General features: G+C 44.5%; 11 protein-coding genes and 1 riboswitch. Of the genes, 2 read left to right on the top strand and 9 right to left on the bottom strand.

The genetic code is table 11. From position 1 onward, the window contains the following. Positions 1-3: 3 nt before the first annotated feature. The 6 genes from NST45_RS06445 to NST45_RS06420 all read right to left on the bottom strand — a co-directional run bounded on the left by NST45_RS06445 (position 4) and on the right by NST45_RS06420 (position 11,076). Positions 4-894 carry an ABC transporter permease subunit gene (locus NST45_RS06445; protein ID WP_036676126.1) on the bottom strand — a complete coding sequence of 297 codons (891 nt, stop codon included), beginning with the start codon at positions 892-894 and terminating at the stop codon, positions 4-6. A 233-nt stretch (positions 895-1,127) separates the two neighbouring features. Continuing rightward, positions 1,128-2,846 (bottom strand): extracellular solute-binding protein, encoded by a 1,719-nt coding sequence (locus tag NST45_RS06440; RefSeq protein WP_038572454.1) that lies wholly within the window; start codon positions 2,844-2,846, stop codon positions 1,128-1,130. A gap of 107 nt (positions 2,847-2,953) precedes the next feature. Next, positions 2,954-4,594 (bottom strand): response regulator, encoded by a 1,641-nt coding sequence (locus NST45_RS06435; RefSeq protein WP_076213587.1) that lies wholly within the window; start codon positions 4,592-4,594, stop codon positions 2,954-2,956. Positions 4,595-4,612: 18 nt separating this feature from the next. Continuing rightward, complete coding sequence (locus NST45_RS06430; RefSeq protein WP_076213590.1) at positions 4,613-6,358, bottom strand: histidine kinase; 1,746 nt, start codon at positions 6,356-6,358, stop codon at positions 4,613-4,615. Between the two features lie 139 nt (positions 6,359-6,497). Continuing rightward, positions 6,498-9,875, bottom strand: a complete 3,378-nt coding sequence (locus NST45_RS06425; protein WP_339825195.1) for a glycosyl hydrolase 53 family protein — start codon at positions 9,873-9,875, stop codon at positions 6,498-6,500. A gap of 244 nt (positions 9,876-10,119) precedes the next feature. After that, the gene (locus tag NST45_RS06420) at positions 10,120-11,076 is read right to left on the bottom strand and encodes a DMT family transporter (RefSeq protein WP_076101508.1); all 957 of its coding nucleotides are present in this window, start codon (positions 11,074-11,076) and stop codon (positions 10,120-10,122) included. Positions 11,077-11,202: 126 nt separating this feature from the next. After that, positions 11,203-11,351, bottom strand: a riboswitch (FMN riboswitch). Positions 11,352-11,560: 209 nt separating this feature from the next. Between NST45_RS06420 and NST45_RS06415 the strand changes: the two genes are divergently transcribed. Both NST45_RS06415 and NST45_RS06410 read left to right on the top strand, forming a co-directional pair. After that, positions 11,561-12,733: a substrate-binding domain-containing protein gene (locus NST45_RS06415; protein ID WP_339825192.1), complete on the top strand. Its 1,173-nt coding sequence runs from the start codon at positions 11,561-11,563 to the stop codon at positions 12,731-12,733. A gap of 207 nt (positions 12,734-12,940) precedes the next feature. Then, positions 12,941-14,443, top strand: a complete 1,503-nt coding sequence (locus NST45_RS06410) for an N-acetylmuramoyl-L-alanine amidase family protein (protein WP_076223084.1) — start codon at positions 12,941-12,943, stop codon at positions 14,441-14,443. Positions 14,444-14,491: 48 nt separating this feature from the next. Here NST45_RS06410 and NST45_RS06405 read toward each other — a convergent pair whose 3' ends face one another. From NST45_RS06405 to NST45_RS06395, 3 genes are read right to left on the bottom strand one after another with little or no spacing between them, the layout of a single operon-like run. Further along, the gene (locus NST45_RS06405) at positions 14,492-14,896 is read right to left on the bottom strand and encodes a VOC family protein (protein WP_038572459.1); all 405 of its coding nucleotides are present in this window, start codon (positions 14,894-14,896) and stop codon (positions 14,492-14,494) included. A 23-nt stretch (positions 14,897-14,919) separates the two neighbouring features. Then, entirely contained in the window at positions 14,920-16,392 is a 1,473-nt protein-coding gene (locus NST45_RS06400) for a carboxylesterase/lipase family protein (protein ID WP_038572460.1), read from the bottom strand. A 19-nt stretch (positions 16,393-16,411) separates the two neighbouring features. Continuing rightward, positions 16,412-17,566 (bottom strand): AI-2E family transporter, encoded by a 1,155-nt coding sequence (locus NST45_RS06395; RefSeq protein ID WP_036676105.1) that lies wholly within the window; start codon positions 17,564-17,566, stop codon positions 16,412-16,414. Positions 17,567-17,573: the final 7 nt, after the last annotated feature.

The following is a 17,573-nucleotide window of genomic DNA, read 5'->3' as shown; positions in this document are numbered from 1 at the left end:
AAATTAGAAAATGCGATATCCTGCCCACTTCTTAGCCAAACTGTACGAGACGAGAATTAGGATCATACTAATGGCCGACTTAAACAGTCCGATTGCCGTACCAAAGCCCATCTCACCATTCAGAATAGCCGTGCGGTACACGAAGGTATCAATAATATCGCCTTTCTGATAGACCAGTGGATTGTAGAGGTTAAAAATCTGGTCAAACCCTGCGTTCAATACATTTCCGAGAGCCAAGGTACCTACCACCACAACCATTGGCAATAGAGATGGCATTGTGATAAAACGTGTCTGCTTCCAGCGGTTAGCGCCGTCTATTTCAGCAGCCTCATATAATGAAGGATTGATTCCTGCTAGAGCAGCTAGGAAGACGATCGTATTATAACCAAATTCCTTCCACACATCTGTGAGAATAACTGTGAACCGGAACCAGTTGTTATCCCCTAAGAAAAAGATGGGTTTGAAGCCCATGCTGCCTAAGATCTGATTGACAAAACCATCTGTAGCAAGCAAATCCAGCAATATCCCGCCGAGAATAACCCAAGATAAAAAGTGAGGCAAGTAAACCAGCGTCTGAATAGTGCGCTGTATGTATACCTTGCGAATCTCATTTAACAAAATGGCGAACACAAACGGTACAGCCAGATTGAAAATCATTTTTAGAACAGCAATAATCAATGTATTCCAAATGACCTGCATACTGTCATTACGTTCAAACAGATAACGGAAATTGTCCAATCCAACCCATGCCGAGCCTGAAATTTTCAGCCATGGCTTATAATCCTGAAATGCCATCACAATTCCGCCCATTGGAATAAAGCTGAAGATGATCAGGAATATCATCGCCGGCAATAACATCAAGTGAAAAGGCCATGTTTTTTTTAGTGTTCTCATCCTTGGTCCCCCATATCGTGTCAAGTTCTTCTGTAACCATACTCAAATTATAGCAACGCCCGAATTCCTCAAATAGCGAGCAAAACCAATATATATGGTACAAAAGCAATCTCTTTATCACATAGAAAAAAGAGGACTCCAAACGCAAACAGGGACCCTCCCTAAAGCCTAATACTACGGCTGAAGAGACGGTCCCGTTTGCTGCTTTTACCTAGTCAAACTAAATCCAAACCTTATTTTACGCTGTCATACCATTCGTTAACTTCTTTAGTGATTTGATCGCCACCACCTGATTTCCAGGTTGCTACAAAGGAATCAAATGCATCCAGCGGTTTGTTGCCATAGATGATTTCATTAAACGTTTGGTTCTCAATTTTGTTCAGATAGTCCATCTTCGATTTCATAGTTTCGGTCGTAGGACCTGTGAACATATTCTTAAAGGATTTATCCTCTTGCGCCAGCAGAACTTTTGCAGCAGCTGGGGTATCTTTACCATAATTCACAGCTACGTCTTTCTCCAGGCGGGTTGTTGGCTCTGCGCCATCTGCCAGGTTAAGGAGTGCTTTCATTTGGGCATCCGGAATCCGGGCACCGTCACGAACCAGCATATAACGAACGCTATTCACATAACCGCCAGCAATTTTATCATTTTCGATCATCTTACCGTTCGCATCTAGCTCATAGTCGTATCCTGCAAAAAGGCCGTTATCCAGTTCACTGCCTGGCGTTGGGTTAGCAAAGTTATCGAACAGGTAGTTTTGATAAGTAAAGAAGGCTTCAGGATTTTTCATTTTCGTGCTGATCAAAGTTACACCGTTAGTGAATTGTGTACCATGACGCATAACCTTTCCATCTGGACCCGCTGGAATTTCAATTGGAGCCCATACTGCATCTGGAGAGTTCTTCACGGTATCCTGAAGCGGCCAGCCGCTCATCCAGTAAGGACCCGGGAGAATACCTGCTGTACCCGCAACTGCTGGTTCGGCAGTTTTGTTCTCATCCCAAAGAGCCGCTTCCTGAGGAATATAACCTTTAGCCAACCATTCCTTCAGTTTTTCGAGCCCTTGCTTCATGCCAGCATTTACAGAGCCGTATTCTAATTTACCATCAGCATCTAGATTCCATTGCTGTGGCAAGGTTCCGTAAGCACCAAAGATCCAAGAAGGGTCGCCCATCCAAGTGTTCATCGTTGTTTTAAAGCCGATACTAAGTGGAGTTACCTTGTCTGGTGCCAAGCCATCAGGGTTCTGATTCTTGAACGCATCCATCACTTTTTCCAGCTCATCGATCGTCTTCGGTGCTTGCATATTCAGCTTATCCAGCCAATCTTGGCGGATCCACAGAATGTAATCATGGTTATATGCATAATCGAGAACAGGCAGACCCATTCTTTTTCCATCACGGCTGTATTGGTTCCAAACGTTAGGATCCTGTGCCATCGCTTCTTTCCAAGTATCTGAAGCATATTTATCAAACAAAGTTCCTACATCAGCATACATGCCGGAATCGATCAAATCCTGTGCAATCGTGTTGTCGGCTGTACCGATGGTTACGACATCAGGCATGTCCTGACCTGAAGACATGGATAAACGCAGCTTCGTACCAAATGCGCCGTTCGTATCTGTGATGGACCAAAGGGACTTAATGTTGATGCCGAATTTTTCTTTAGCCCATTTTGTAGCCACGTTATTCTCAATGCTTTCACCGTTTTTGAATTTAAGCTCAGGGTCCACGCCCCATGCGGTTGTAAATGTCACCTCAGGATCGTATTTATCCTTGTAGGCGTTTTCAGAATTGGAAGCTGTATTTGCAGTCGCTTCACCAGCTGTTTTATCTCCAGCAGTGTCTTTACTATTAGCAGCGTTATTGCCTGAACAGCCCGCAAGGCTACCCGCCAAAAGCATGCTCATACACAGGAGCGGCAGCCATCTTTTTCTCTTCATCGCGCTCATTTTGTTCCCCCTTGGATTCCATAAGTGTTGGTTACAATTTAATTATAGGGAACGATTCTAAGCCCGAATACGTCATTTAAACAAGGTTTCTGCACCTTTCTCAACCTCTATCCGTCCCGGAATTCATTTGGTGTCATATGGTAGTGTTTTTTGAACATCTTACTGAAATATTGCGGATTTTGATATCCAAGCTCAGAGGTGATTTCATAGATTTTTTTATTCGTATTTTTAAGCAGATAAAGTGCCCGTTCCATCCGCATCCGAATAATATAGTCCCCAAGCCCTTCCCCAGTCTCAGCCTTATAAATCTTGGACAAGTAGACAGGATGCAAATATACATGATCGGCAATGGTTTTGACGGACAGCTCATGACCCGAATGGTTTCCTACCAGCTCATGGACCTGCTTGATAATATAACTTTTCGTATTCTGATCGCTTTCGGATAGCTCCTTCTGAAGCTTATCGAGCATATCAAACGCCCATTCTTTAAGCTTATCAAAAGAAACAATAATACTCTGCGTCAACAACGGATCTAAAGCGTATTGGTCAATCTTGGAGATGAACTGGCCACTCTTATGCGCTATATACATAAATGCATTCGTTATAGATAGAAAGACCTCGTACAGATGTTCACTAGAAAACCGTGCATTCTCCATATCCCGGAACACGTCAGCAATTTTTTGCCTTGCTGTATCCCATTGTTTGGATTCCAACAGATGAATGAGTGTAGGTGGACGATAAAGACATTCGAGCGATTTGATGCTCATCGTCTCCTGATGCTGGCGATCATCCAAAAACAGCACGGAACTGGATTCATCATGTGCTGCCAAATACATCGAGCTAAGACCGCTTCGATAGGCAGCCGTCATCCCCTCTGGAAAGGTGAACCACTCCGTTACAATCAGTGAAATCTCACCCTTGAGGTAATTGCTTACACTAATTTGGAAATTCGCGATCACCGCTTTTAGGACTTGCTGCCTTGCAGCTTCATAGTTAGCCATTTGCTCCAATTCCTGCTGAACTGCCGGCTTTAATTCAACAAGCAGAATCAAGCAATCATGCGGCGCTTTGCAGAACCAGACATGGAACTGCTCCTTAAAAAGCTCCTCGGCAATGTTACCGATCGCATATTCCATTAGAGAAACCGAATGGTGATCCATGGCGGCATAATGTTTACCAAGCTGAATCAGCAGCATCGCCGCTTCAGCGTCCGGCTGGAAGGAGATTTCATATTCCTTCAGCTTAATGGCCAGCGTCCGCTCGGACAGCACCCTGCCAAGAAGCAATTCGTGCATCAGATTAGCCCGCAAAACACTGTAATCGGCTTTGCGATTATACAGCAGCAAATGATATCTATCATGGGCTTCCCATTCATCTTTCAAAGATTCAATCGCACCGGATACGCTTTTGATAAACTCGTCATCACTTACCGGCTTCAAAATATAATCAAATGCCTGCAGTTGAATAGCTTTTTTCGCATATTGAAAATCGGAATAACCCGTCAATAAAATGGACCGAATATTTGGCCATTTCTCGCCTACGGCTTCAATTAATTGCAGGCCAGTCATTCCTGGCATTGAAATATCAGTAACCATAATATCTATAGCCTGCTGTTCCATAATTTGCAGAGCTTCAGCACCCGATGCCGCTTGATGCACCTGCTTCACCCCGATTTCAGCCCATGGAATAGTACGAGCTAAACTTTCCGTAACATAGGGCTCATCATCAACTAACAACAGCTCTATCATTCTTTCCCCTCCTAGATGTCATTCCATTTCATTGTCTGTGTAGGGCAGCAACCACTGCAGTGTCACCTGTAACCCTCCGAGTGGAGAAGGCGAGATGCGCAAACCAGACGTCTCCCCAAAACGCAGCCGCATTCTCTGATGCACATTCCATAAACCGCAGCCCATTTCTTCATCCATCGCCCTGCTTAGTTTATTTTCCAGTTCTATAATTCCCTCTGTCGTCATTCCCTGACCATCGTCCTCAACCGTAAGCGTCATTTCTCTGCCTACACATGAACCCGTAATCCGCACCAGTCCCTCTTTGGCGATGGGCTCAATTCCATGTATAACCGCATTCTCCACCAGAGGCTGCAGTACGAGCGGCGGAAGCTCTCTTTTGCGCATTTGCGGTGGGATATTGATCTCATAACGAAGTCTGCTCATCCTCATCTTCTGGATCTCCAGATAATGATTCACAAATTCCACCTCTTCAGACAGCGCAACCAAATCACGTTCCTGACGAGTGGTGTATCTGTAATATCGGGACAAATTATGCGACATTCCAACGACCGCACCCATATTATCGAGCTTCGCCATACTTGTAATAAAGGAGAAGCAATTATAGAAAAAATGTGGATTAATCTGTGATTGAAGCTGCTTTAAGCGGGCTTCGCGAACGTGGATTTTCTCCATCAGCACATTCTCGATCAGCATCTGAATCTGTTCTACCATACTGTTAAACCGGCCGGACAGGAAGCTGAATTCATTCTTCCCTTTAATCTCCACTCGCGTAGAATAGTCCCCTTGCTTCAACCGTTGAAAGCCTCCAACCAATAACCTTATAGGTACCTGCACTTGAACATATAACAGATAAGCTACGAGACAGCTCATTAACAACAAAGCACTGATCGCAAAATAAAATAAACGATTAGAGGTCAGGATCGGATGTAAGATTTCAGTTAGCGGCATATAGTCGATCAAATACCAGCCCATTTTGTCCGAATAGACGATATTTACACTGTAGGATTCACCTTCTATTTTGACCGTGCGATTCTCACTAGGCTTCAGTTGGGTCTCTTCCAGCCTGTCTACCAATTCTTTGGCTAACACCTTGTCGGCACTGCGGTTAAAAATAAGTCCTGTTCCCTGCTTATAATAAAAAGGATCTCTTCTGCCATCACTCTTGAATTTATCCAGCATATCTTCTATGTTCCGGCTGTCGAACTCTACCTTCATAATCGTTTTGACTTTTTCCGGAGCGAATTCTGACATAAAAGGTGTAAAAGAGAACCACGAGAATACGAAGCGGTCACCCTCCTGCCCTTCAATCTTCTCCACATGCCAGCCCGACTTCACTTCCCGCTTCAGATCCTCATCTTCGTATAATTTCGCATCATTTTCAGATACCATACGGTGAATGGATGGGGAGTATAAATACAGCTTACTTTTCCAATTGGAGGAGCTTTCTTGAATGCTGATTTTGGTCTGAATCCGTTTGATCAGGTTTATCGTATCCAGATTCAAACGCCCTTTTTCCAGATAAGTATCCTTAAGGCTGAGGATATCAGGATCATGGATCAGCAGAATCGGCCACGAGGACAATAACTCCATATTACTTTCTACCTGATTCTGAAAAAAACTAAGCTGATTATTATTCGAAGTATTTAACTCCGTACGCAGCACATCCGTGGTCGTTTTATTGGAATAGAAGTAAAGGATGGTTATCGGGATCAGCATAATGACCATGATACTCACGATTTTGGTAAATAAATTATATCTATACACGTTCCTTCACTCTCCGGCTCAAATGTCATAGCCCCTATTGTACAAACAATCCCTACTTGCGAAAAGATAAATATCTAAAAAATGTGGTAAAGACAGGCCCTAACTGCCTTTTCGAGCACAGTTATTGCCTGTCTGCCTATTATTGCTGCAAAAGATTGAGTATGATGTAAGCTGCTTCAGCGCGTGTTGTATGGGCTTGCGGGCGGAAATTGCCATCTTCGAATCCATTGATAATCCCAGTCTGCGCAAGCGCTGTTATCCCTTCACTGGCATACATCGAGATCAGGTCTTTATCTTTAAAAGAAATAACGTTCACATCCGTCTGATCGTTCACTTTCTCCACCAACTTAAGCGCACGATACGAAATAGCTGCCATTTCTTCACGGGACAATTTATCATTCGGGCCAAAAGTGCCATCCGCATGTCCTTGTACAACACCCAATTTCCCAGCAGTAATCACAACAGAGCTATACCACGCATCAAGGTTCACATCTTTAAAACTGCCTGTTCCTCTTTCTGCTTTTAGCTCCAGCGCGGACAGCAGCATGCTGACAAATTCAGCGCGTGTAACCTCCCCTTGCGGATTAAAGATCCCGTTTCCTATTCCTTGCACGATCCCTTTAGCCGTCAAGGATTCAATCGCTAACGTGGCCCAATCTGCTGCTTTTAAATCTGTGTACCCCACCTCTGCGTACCCCGCAGCATAAATGCTGAAATGACTTGGATTAAACACAATCTGTTCCGCGGTTGGGTTGTACCGCACAGCTTTGATAACTTCAAGTTTTCCATCAGCAAGTATCGAATAAACAGCAATCCGCTGGCTCTGCTCCCCGAGCTTCAGCTTGTAGTGGCAGGCTACCGATATTGCTCCTTTTTTGAAAACATCGATAGAAGTCCCGTCTACTGACACTTGGATGTTATAGGCCGGGTAGTCTTTTGCTCCAGTTGCCAATGGTGCAGGCAAGGTTGGCGCAGCTACCTGAACCAGTGAGAGCGTTAGTTCCTTAGCTCCCGTCTTTATAATTCCTGCACTAGCTTCCGTAGAAACCGTAACAGATGCCGCACCATATACAATTACTATTTGAGGATGTTTGCCCTGCTCTAGTATAGAACTCAACGGAAGATGAACGACTGCTCCCTTAAGCTCTCCCGTCGATGGCAGAACAGAAATAATCAGTTTTTCATCCGCCGGAAGCGTCGACAGCGCCTTATTGATATCCTCTATACTTAGCGTGATATCAGCTATGCCGGAAATTCCTGCTTGTGCCTTCACCTGAAGTTGTCCTGCCGCTGTATGTTCGACCACTGCTTTATTTGCTGAATTTACAACGCTTGAATCTCTGACCGTGATGACAGGATCAGGATTAACTCCCGTTCCGGGTTCCTCGCCAGTGTCAGGATTTCCTCCCGTTCCGGGTTCCCCGCCAGTGCCGGGATTCCCTCCCGTTCCGGGTTCCTCTTCGCCCCCCTCACCGGCCACCGGGGTTTTGAAGACATTTAATGAAGAGAGTGCATTCCCTGCAAAATCGAACATTGCCTGATTCTCCCAAGCATTTCCTTCGCCTACCTTCCAGCCTACACCTTGCACTGGAATCCAAGCTGGTTCCCAATAGAACAAGCCTGTTCCTTTACCATCGGGTACTTTGGACAATACATTCATTACTGTTTTGACCTCAGCCATTTGACCTGCAACCGTAGCTGGGAAGCCACTGCCGTCTAGCTGATCTTGGCGGGCGATGTTATTCTCAAAGTTGTCGCCGTCCTGCAACGTGTAAGGATATGCGGTTTCCGTCACAATCACTTCTTTACCATATCGTTTAGAGATATCGTCCAAGTTAAACTGCAGGCTATCCATCGTTCCGCTCCAATACGGATAAAAGGACGCGCCGATCACGTCATAATCAAGATTCCGCTTCGTTAATTCGTCAAAGAACCAACGAAACATATCATTTTTGCCACCTTCAGCAAGATGGATCATAATTTTGATATCCTGATCTGCACTCTGGCTGTCTCTAACTCCCTTCACTCCACTCTCTAGAAGCGGAACAACCTTCTCAAAAGCATTCTCTTGATCATAGGATTTGCCGTCAGGCCATAACAAGCCACCATTAATCTCATTTCCGATTTGGACCATATCGGGTGAAGCTCCCTTTTCCTTTAGCTCATCCATAACATCTTTGGTATAGTCATATACCGCTTGCTTCAATTCATCATAGGAGTAATCCGCCCATGCTCCCGGCTTGTTTTGCTTTCCGGGGTCAGCCCAGAAATCAGAATAATGGAAATCAAGCAACAGCTTAAACCCTTTGGCTTTGACGCGCTGCGCCATTTCCACAACATCCTCACGGTCATTATAGCCGCCAGCTTCCTGAGGATCATTCCATAAACGTAGCCGAATGTAATTTACACCCCGGCTTTTAAGAATATCCATCAAATCCTTTTCTACTCCATTGTCGTAATACTTTCCACCGGCATCCTCAATCGCTTCCAGTGTGGAAATGTCCGCACCTTTTATGAACCCGGATTGCAGCACAAGCGGAGTAACCTGAATATCAGCTGTGGGTTGTAGGTCTGTCCCTGCAACTTTCCCCATTACGCTGTAAGTTCCTTCAACCGCGTACTCCGCCTCAATAAGGTCATCCCAGGTTACAGGCAGCTGTTTGCTTGACCCATCTTCGTATATAGCCGTTACCGCTGATGGCAATAAAGCAGGCACATCCGTAATTGTGCTGACATTTATGCTCTCAAATCCGACAATAGGCGTGCTGCTGTCACCTACTACTGTTACCTTCGCCACTGCCTTCTGCACAGTACCTGAGATAGAACCGCTTACTGTAAAGGTTCCGGGACGGGAATACTCTGCTGGCAGGATCACATCCCAAGCAACCTGAGCATCCTCCGTGTCAGAATTGCTATATACCACAGTTACAACACTTGGAAGCTCAGGGGCTTGCCCAATTTCCGTGTCCAACCGTACTGGCAGTACAGTTTGTATTTCACCCTGTACCGGCTCATGCGGCGTGCCGGCTGCGGGAACACCCCAGACCTTCAGATCATTAATGGCTGCCCATTTTCCGCCGTTGATGCCGGTCAGGTTGACCCTTACATAAGAAACATTTTGCAGCTTGAAAGCATTGTACTGAGTTTGCTCTACACTGCTGCTCTGACTTTTGTCCACAACTGTTGTCCATACCTTATGATCACGTGATACTTCAATCGTATATTGATTAATGTAACTCCATGCATTCCAGATGACGGTTGCACCTGACAAATCATATGCACCTTGCAAATCTACTTCCAGCCAATGAGGAAAGCTCCCGTCATTCGCCGTCCAATGTGTGTTCCATTCATCGGAATCTAATGCGTTACCCGCTTCATACCCTGCAAGCTCACTATCTGATATTGCAGGCTTACCTAGGGCAATATTCTCATCTCCTGCCGCTTGAGCAGACGGCCCAAACGTAAAAGGGGAAATAAGAAAGGTCAGAATCATAAATAATATAAATGATTTCTTCAATGTCTGTTTCCTCCTAAATAATTTAATCATGGATTATGTACTCAGTGGCACAGTCATTTTGTGCCCTTCCTTATTGTAAACGCTTTATTAATTCCGCTATATGTTACGTTAGAAACATTTCAGCAGTTTTTGCAGTCGATATGATCAAAGCAAGGAGTAAAATCACATACAAAAAAAGATGATCCGAAAGCCATACGGCTTCGAATCATCTTTATATAGGTAGAACCATTCCACTTCAATCTGATCAGAGCGTTTGTGGTTTGGACTGTTGATTAGATAAAAAGAATAAAGCGACCCAGATCAAGGCAAATCCGAGAATCTGCGGGATAGTGACCAGCTGTTGGAACACGATCCAGTTGATGATTACTCCCGTCATAGGAAAGCTGAGTTCAGCTAATGTGGCGAAGGAAGCTTTGGTCGTGCTAAGTCCTTTGTAATACAACAACATACTAAGAAGTCCTGGCAGCAAAGCTTGCAGCAATAGATTAATCGCAATGGCTGCCGATGCACCAAACCCGCCATGAATCTGCCACGGTGCACCTTCTAGCGTAGTGATAACGAACAGTAAAGGAAGCGCAAGGATAAACCGCAGCGAAGTCACTGTCTCATATTTCATAGAACCGAGCAGATAACGTCCCATGACTGTCGATCCCCCCCACAGTGCAGCTGCTCCCAAGGCCATCAGACTGCTAACCCCAATAAAGTTATTCACATGTCCGAAAGGGATACTCCAGCCAAAGGTCAGCAGATAGGTTCCTACCAGTGCCAACACAATGAGTGGTCCGAAATTTTTAGGCAAACGTTCTTTAAGAATTAAAGCAGCGAGACCGATCGCGAATATTGGCTGAAGCTTTTGCAGTAACAGCACCGCATTCAAATCCCCACTGGAAAGTGCCATCGTAAATAGGATCGTCGCCCCGGCAGAACCTCCCCATGAAACAATCAATAAAGCACCAATCTGGCGAAATCCAATTCCTTTAAGCTCCGCCCGGTGACGCCAAAGAACAGGTGAAGCAGCCAAGAAAAGCACCACATGCTCCAGAAGAACAATTTGCGATGAGGTCAAAGATTTTAACAGGATGATACGAAAGAGCGGATCAACGCCCCATAATGCTGCACCAATCACAACGAGCCAAAATCCACTGCGTAGCGCTGATGTACTGCCAACCTTAGTTGATGATGAAGCTGTAACATTACTCATAATTTCATTCTCCTTGTCGATACAAACCCTCGATAAGAGACCAAAAACCCCCGAATTACCATAAAGGTAAACTCGGGGGCATTATCAATAAAGACGTACAAGGATAGACTCCTAGCGTCTTTATCTTATGATCCTCTCCCATCCGGACTTTACCGTCGGCTCTGGATTTACACCAGATCAGTCACTTCTCTGCAAGCAGAACAAGTGAGTCGCGGGCTCAGTTCACTTTGAACATTACCGCCGGTCGGGAATTTCACCCTACCCCGAGAATCTTGTATTCCGTTGTTTTTTTCACAATCTCAGAATAAACCTCTTCTTGCCATTCGTCCAGTACTTTATGAAAATGTACACATTACTTTCATGTTTCGCAGCATTTTATTACATGTTTGTTCGTAATTGTTCTACTGCTTCATCCAAAAAACTTCTGTATAATGAAAATATGTTGATTTTTCCATAGTTTAGTAATCATGTCGAGGAGGTTGTTATGAAAGAAGCATTCTGGACGAAGTTATTGTTCTCCATCTTTGCCGTTGGAGGAATAGCTTTTTTAGGATTCATAGGTGCTATAATTACTGCGCTTTACGGAGGACTGCTGTTTTATACCCCACTTGTGGCAATCTTAGCGATCGTATTAGCCATCTATGTTGTACTTATCATATTTAATGTGTTGTCACGAAAAACAAGCTATATTGTATTGTTATCTATCCTCGGACTTAGTCTGCTCGCGACCGCAGGATATGAGATCAAGCAAGCGTACGTCAACAGAATTGCCATGGTCGATGATCGGGAGGTTAATCTGCTACAATATGAACCCTTTGCTGAGAAGACCAAAGCAGTGAATCTGGATGAACCTTCTTCCTATCATATCGCTAGCAATCTTCCAAGATTGGACGGTGCAACCGCACTTTATCCACTGTATTCAGCTTTCGTTCAAACTACTTATCCTGAGGGTTATTATAATCCGTATGATTTTCAAACAAGTCAAGTAATTTGCAGCAGCACACCTGAAGCTTACAAGAGATTAATTGAAGGAGAAACCGATATTATATTTGTAGCGGCTCCGTCAATCGCACAACAAAAAGAAGCTAAGCGCAAAGGTGTCGAACTGAAGCTTACGCCGATCGGCCGCGAGGCCTTCGTATTTTTTGTAAACAAACGAAACGACGTAACCGGACTTTCCACCGCTCAACTTAAAGATATTTACGCAGGCAAGATCACAAATTGGAAAGATTTAGGCGGAGCTAATAACCGAATCCGTGCTTTTCAACTGCCTGAAGATAGTGGAAGCCAGACGATGTTGCAAAAGTTTATGAAGGACACTCCACTCATGAAGCCGCCTCAAGAAGACGTAGCGGATATTATGAGCGGTATCATTCAACAAACCTCCAGCTATCGAAACTATAAAAATGCACTGGGCTACAGCTTCTTATTTTACGCCTCAGAAATGAATCGGAACGGGGAAATAGCCCTGCTGGCCATCGATGGTATCCAACCAGACAAGGAAAGTATTCGTAGTGGACAGTACCCATTGGCAACAGAATTTTATGCAGTGACCGCGGGAAGCGACAACCCTAATATTCAACCCTTTCTGGATTGGATTCAATCTTCTCAAGGTCAGAAATTGGTAGAGAAAACAGGTTATACATCGTTAAAATAACATATCTCTAGCGAATGAGAGCTATCCCAAATGTTTGGGAAGGCTCTTTTTCTATTTTTATACCGAAAATTTTCCTTTTTATCGCTTGTAGAGCGCAACTTTTGGAAACTATTGTCGTTTATACTTTATACGAGCCTTAAACGGCATCAAAGGAAGAAAAAGTAAGAATTGCTAGAGACCAATAAACGGGGATGGTAGGGATTGCAGATGAAAAAGTTTGGTTTTTTGGCGTTACTGCTGCTTTTGTTGGTGCTGGTTCATCCAGGAACTGGTTATGCCGGCTCTACGGAAACACACATCAACCTAGACGGCAACGATCTTAAGATTTCCAAAGAAGCACAGGTACAAATTGTAAATGGCAGTGTAATGGTTCCTCTTCGCGTTGTTGCGGAACAGCTTGGTTATACCGTGAAATGGGATAATGTGGCCAAGACAGCGATCATTGAGCAAAAGGGAACTACTTTAAAACTGATCGTGGATAATACGATGGCAGAAGCTTCAGGGAAACAGGTCAAACTGGACAACCCTCCGTTTCTCAGTGGCAGCACAACCCTTGTTCCTTTAAGATTTGTTGGGGAACAGACAGGAACTACTGTCGGTTGGGACAATGTAACCAAAACCGTATATTTAACCTCTCCAGTGCCTGAGGTTGGGGGAAGCGATCCGGAAGTTACGGTTCCAGAACCCACTCCAACAGCACCTTCGGAGAACGGATCAACCGGGAATACAGCAACTGAAGGGAATAGCTCAGTGACTGCAGTCACCAATCTTAGCTTCATCAATAACCAGCTGGTTATTGCAGTGAACGGCAGTATAAAACCTACCCTGTTCACTATGACAGACAAAGACCGAATTGTCGTGGATTTACCGAATACTGGCTTTGGAACCGACTTCCATCAGAATCTTTCCGTAGGAAAGAACCAAAGCGGACAGTTAACGGTTACCGACTATCCTAATGTCTCTGCCGTTCGCTATTCATTGTTCAGCAGTTCCCCATCGACCATTCGGATCGTCATTGATCTAAACAGCGCTAATAGCTACAGTCTGATAAATGCTAATGATGGACTTATTATTGTGGATCTTAATGGGACTAGCGTTACGCTTCCTGAAACCACCTTACCAGAAGTACCGGTTACAACTCCTCCACCTTCTACCGGCAACACAGACAAGAAGATAATCGTCATTGATGCAGGACATGGAGGGAAAGATCCAGGGAGTTCAAGTGTTAACAAGCTTAAAGAGAAAGATTTCACCTTGCCGACAGCACTGAAAATTGCAGAATTACTAAAGAAAGAACCAAATATCGAGGTTATACTCACGCGCAGTGGCGATACATACCCAACTCTACAGGACAGATCTAACCTCGCCAACAATGTAAAAGCCGATCTATTTATCTCTGTTCATGCCAATAGTATTCCGGCGGGCAGTAAAAGTAATCCTAGTGGCACAGAGACCTATTACACACGTAACGATAGCTTATTATTCGCTCAAACCGTTCACAAATACCTCGCAGTTGCTACAGGACTGCAGGACCGAGGGGTTCGTCAAGCTAACTATCATGTAACAAGAGAAACCAAAATGCCTGCAATATTATTAGAATGTGGTTACTTAAGCAATACCAAGGATGAAGCATTACTCTTTACCCCGGACATCCAGAATAAAATAGCCGAAGCAGTAGTTTTAGGAATCAAAGAATATTTAGGTCGTTAAAAAAATGGGTGTCCCATTAGCCATGCAGGCTGATAGGACACCCATCTTTTATTCGGTAGTTGTGTTCCAAACACTCATTCGTTCCCGCAGATTCGAGGTATGTAGCTCTAGCTGTATACCATCCGGATCTAGAAAATTGACCGTCCAGCCTATTCCCCGTTTGATTGGCCCTCTAATTATGGGCACATTCTGGGTTTGCAATACTTGGACGGCTTCCTCAAAATGTTCCTCTGCAATACTAAAAGCGATATGGTCTACCCCAACTACTTTATCTGCAATCGCCATATAATCAGGCTTTTCAAGAAGACATATCCAGGCACTTCCCCATTCCAGATAAGCATCAGTTTTACCTCTATGAACTAGCTGAAGGCCCAGAACTCCTGTGTAGAAATTCAGGGAATTCGCTAAATTACTGACATTTACGGTCACATGGTTAAAGCCTTCTACCTGCATCTTTATTCAGCCTCTCAATCTTCTTAAGCCAGCATAGTGACAATTCTTTTGCGTTTCTCTGACTCAGGATCATAAGCTACATGCGTATCTTCATCAAAGATCAAGGTAGCCCGTTCCTCCAGATTGTATTTCGGCCATAACCTCTCTGCTGTAGCCGGATTTCCTTGATGAGCGAAAGCAATCCAAGCATCATGCATAACTTCAGCCAACTTCTGCATCGTTGGATTAATTTCTGCCCTAAGATGGGTTAGATGAGATAGATTATTAAAGGCATAGACGATTTCTGCACTATGCACAGCTTTATTTAACAATGGATGACCTGGGATCGTGCCGTCAAAACGGTACATCCAGACAGGTGCATATTTCAGTTGGTTCTCTGCCAGGGACACCGAGGTTCCCCAGAAGTAAAGATCCGTTAGAATTTCGGCTTGTCCCTCCCATGAGGATGAATAATGGTTCGCAATCTCCTTCAGACTCCCAGTACCCATCATCTGCTCCAGCGCCTTGAGTGAATCGTCAAAGTCTGCCTCAGGCGATTCTTCTCTGAAGAACAAGTTGCCCTCATCACGATTGGTTCCGATCAATAGCGGAATACCCTGTGCCGATCCTTCTGCCACAGCCTGTGCAGGTTCTACAGGAAGTGTATCCCCATCAATGACAGGCTGAAATAACATACCTATTGAGCCACCTGTTAATTTTTTAGTCATTCTTGCGGCTGCATCGATAATTTGTTCAGAAGAAAATGTTTGCAGAAGACTGGCATCTCCATCTGGAGCAATCCCTAATTCAGCTAGTAGTGCAGCTGCAATGTACTTCCCCTGCTCGGAAGGCAGCGTCTGAGCAGCCCCGCTTTGCATAATCGCACCAGCGAACAACCCCTTCGCTGCTGGCATGGCCAAAAGGGCTGCGATACTCATACTCCCTGCTGACTCCCCGAATACAGTTACCCGCTGCGGGTCCCCACCAAAAGCAGCAATATTCAGCTTTACCCATTCCAGTGCGGCGATTTGATCCAATAAACCTTGATTAGAAGCAAGCCCATGGCCAAATGGAGACAAATTCATGAATCCAAATGGACCCAGCCGATAGTTAATGGTCACTAAGATTACTTTGCCGCGTTCAGCGAAGCTTGTGCCGTCAAACTGCGGCTGACTTCCAGCCCCGGTCACAAACGTCCCCCCGTGAATCCAGAACATAACCGGCAGGGGCTCATCATGAACTGCTGGCGCCCAAATATTTAAATACAGACAATCCTCGGAATGAAGCGGCGTCTTGCCACCGAACCGAGTACCTCTCGTATCCGCTGGCTGATGACTAACTGGACCAAATTCAGAAGCATCTCTAACCCCATCCCAGGCTTCTGGTGGCTGTGGTGCACGAAACCGAAGTTCTCCAACAGGTGGAGCTGCAAAAGGGACCCCACGCCAAATGTTCACATCGCCCTCCTGTATTCCTTGAAGCTTACCATAAGAGGTTACTGCTATTGGTGCTCCCATTACATTTCACCCTTCCACATTATTCCTTATTCTCTTCAATCTGTTTATATAAGCCGGATCGAAACCGGAACCATTCAAAAAGATGTGTAAATACCACCTTAAGTACCGCATAACCCGGAACTGCAAGGATAATCCCCAGAATTCCAAACATTTTACCTGCGAATATAATTACAAAAATAATGGTTATTGGATGAATCTTCAACGTCTTGCCCATGATCTGTGGTGAGATAAATTTCCCTTCAATCAGCTGAACAGCTGTCCACACGATAATCATCTTCAACAGCATAAATGGAGAAGTAACCATCGCAACAATTAAGGCAGGTGTAATTGCGATTGCCGGGCCCAGATAAGGAACAACTGCTGTACAAGCAGCAGCAATAGCCAGAACGAGAGAGTATTCCAAACCAATGATTAAATAGCCAATATAGAGCAGCAGACCAATACAGCAGCTGACAATAATTTGCCCGCGTATGTAAGAGGATACCTGACTGTTCATCTCCGACATGACCATACGAGTCTGCGGCTGCAGAGAAGTAGGTACAAACTTCAGAATATAATCCGGCAATTTTTTTCCATCGCGAAGCAAGTAGAACAAAATAAATGGCGTCGTTACAACCGCCAAGACAATCTCTGTAAGGGCTCCTACAAAGCTGCCAACACCCGTCAAGGCATTATTCAGAAAAGAACTGCCCCACGCCGTAATCTTAGATGTTATCTCACTAAGGTTCGTTCCGATACTATCTTGAACTTGCCCAAAGAACTCCGTTCCGGTCAGATCCATAAACCGTTCTTGAATTAATTCACTATACCTTGGAAAATTGTCGATCAAACCTGATAGCTGAGTCCGTATAATTGGAATGACCATAAACAAAACCAGCGTGATGAGACCAGCAATCAACAAATATAGGATGATTATTGCATATACACGTTTTATTCGGGATCTTTTCTCCATCCGATCTACCAACGGATTCAGCAAATAATAAGCTATACCTGCCAGTAATAATGGTGCGGCCACGGTGTGCAGCAATACTGATATCGGCTTAAAAATAAACGGTATTTTGGAGAATACCAGAATATTAATTCCAACCAGCAGCATAATGAGCAGCACTACTACAAATTTATTATTCAGAAAAAATTTTTTGAACTTCTCTGGCCACACCTGCAGCCTCTCCATCGTACCC

The sequence above is a fragment of the Paenibacillus sp. FSL R7-0163 genome (assembly GCF_037969975.1).
Lineage (GTDB): Bacteria > Bacillota > Bacilli > Paenibacillales > Paenibacillaceae > Paenibacillus_AQ > Paenibacillus_AQ odorifer.
Note: the sequence above shows the minus strand (reverse complement) of the source record. Positions and strands in the feature narration are given on the sequence as shown.

Bases quoted from the DNA above. Each gene is read 5' to 3' on its own strand.
- NST45_RS06405 (WP_038572459.1), bottom strand. From the start codon at position 14,896: ATGCAGGTAGAAGGCTTTAACCATGTGACCGTAAATGTCAGTAATTTA.
- NST45_RS06435 (WP_076213587.1), bottom strand. From the start codon at position 4,594: ATGATAGAGCTGTTGTTAGTTGATGATGAGCCCTATGTTACGGAAAGT.
- NST45_RS06445 (WP_036676126.1), bottom strand. From the start codon at position 894: ATGAGAACACTAAAAAAAACATGGCCTTTTCACTTGATGTTATTGCCG.
- NST45_RS06410 (WP_076223084.1), top strand. From the start codon at position 12,941: ATGAAAAAGTTTGGTTTTTTGGCGTTACTGCTGCTTTTGTTGGTGCTG.
- NST45_RS06415 (WP_339825192.1), top strand. From the start codon at position 11,561: ATGAAAGAAGCATTCTGGACGAAGTTATTGTTCTCCATCTTTGCCGTT.
- NST45_RS06400 (WP_038572460.1), bottom strand. From the start codon at position 16,392: ATGGGAGCACCAATAGCAGTAACCTCTTATGGTAAGCTTCAAGGAATA.
- NST45_RS06395 (WP_036676105.1), bottom strand. From the start codon at position 17,566: ATGGAGAGGCTGCAGGTGTGGCCAGAGAAGTTCAAAAAATTTTTTCTG.
- NST45_RS06440 (WP_038572454.1), bottom strand. From the start codon at position 2,846: ATGAGCGCGATGAAGAGAAAAAGATGGCTGCCGCTCCTGTGTATGAGC.
- NST45_RS06420 (WP_076101508.1), bottom strand. From the start codon at position 11,076: ATGAGTAATGTTACAGCTTCATCATCAACTAAGGTTGGCAGTACATCA.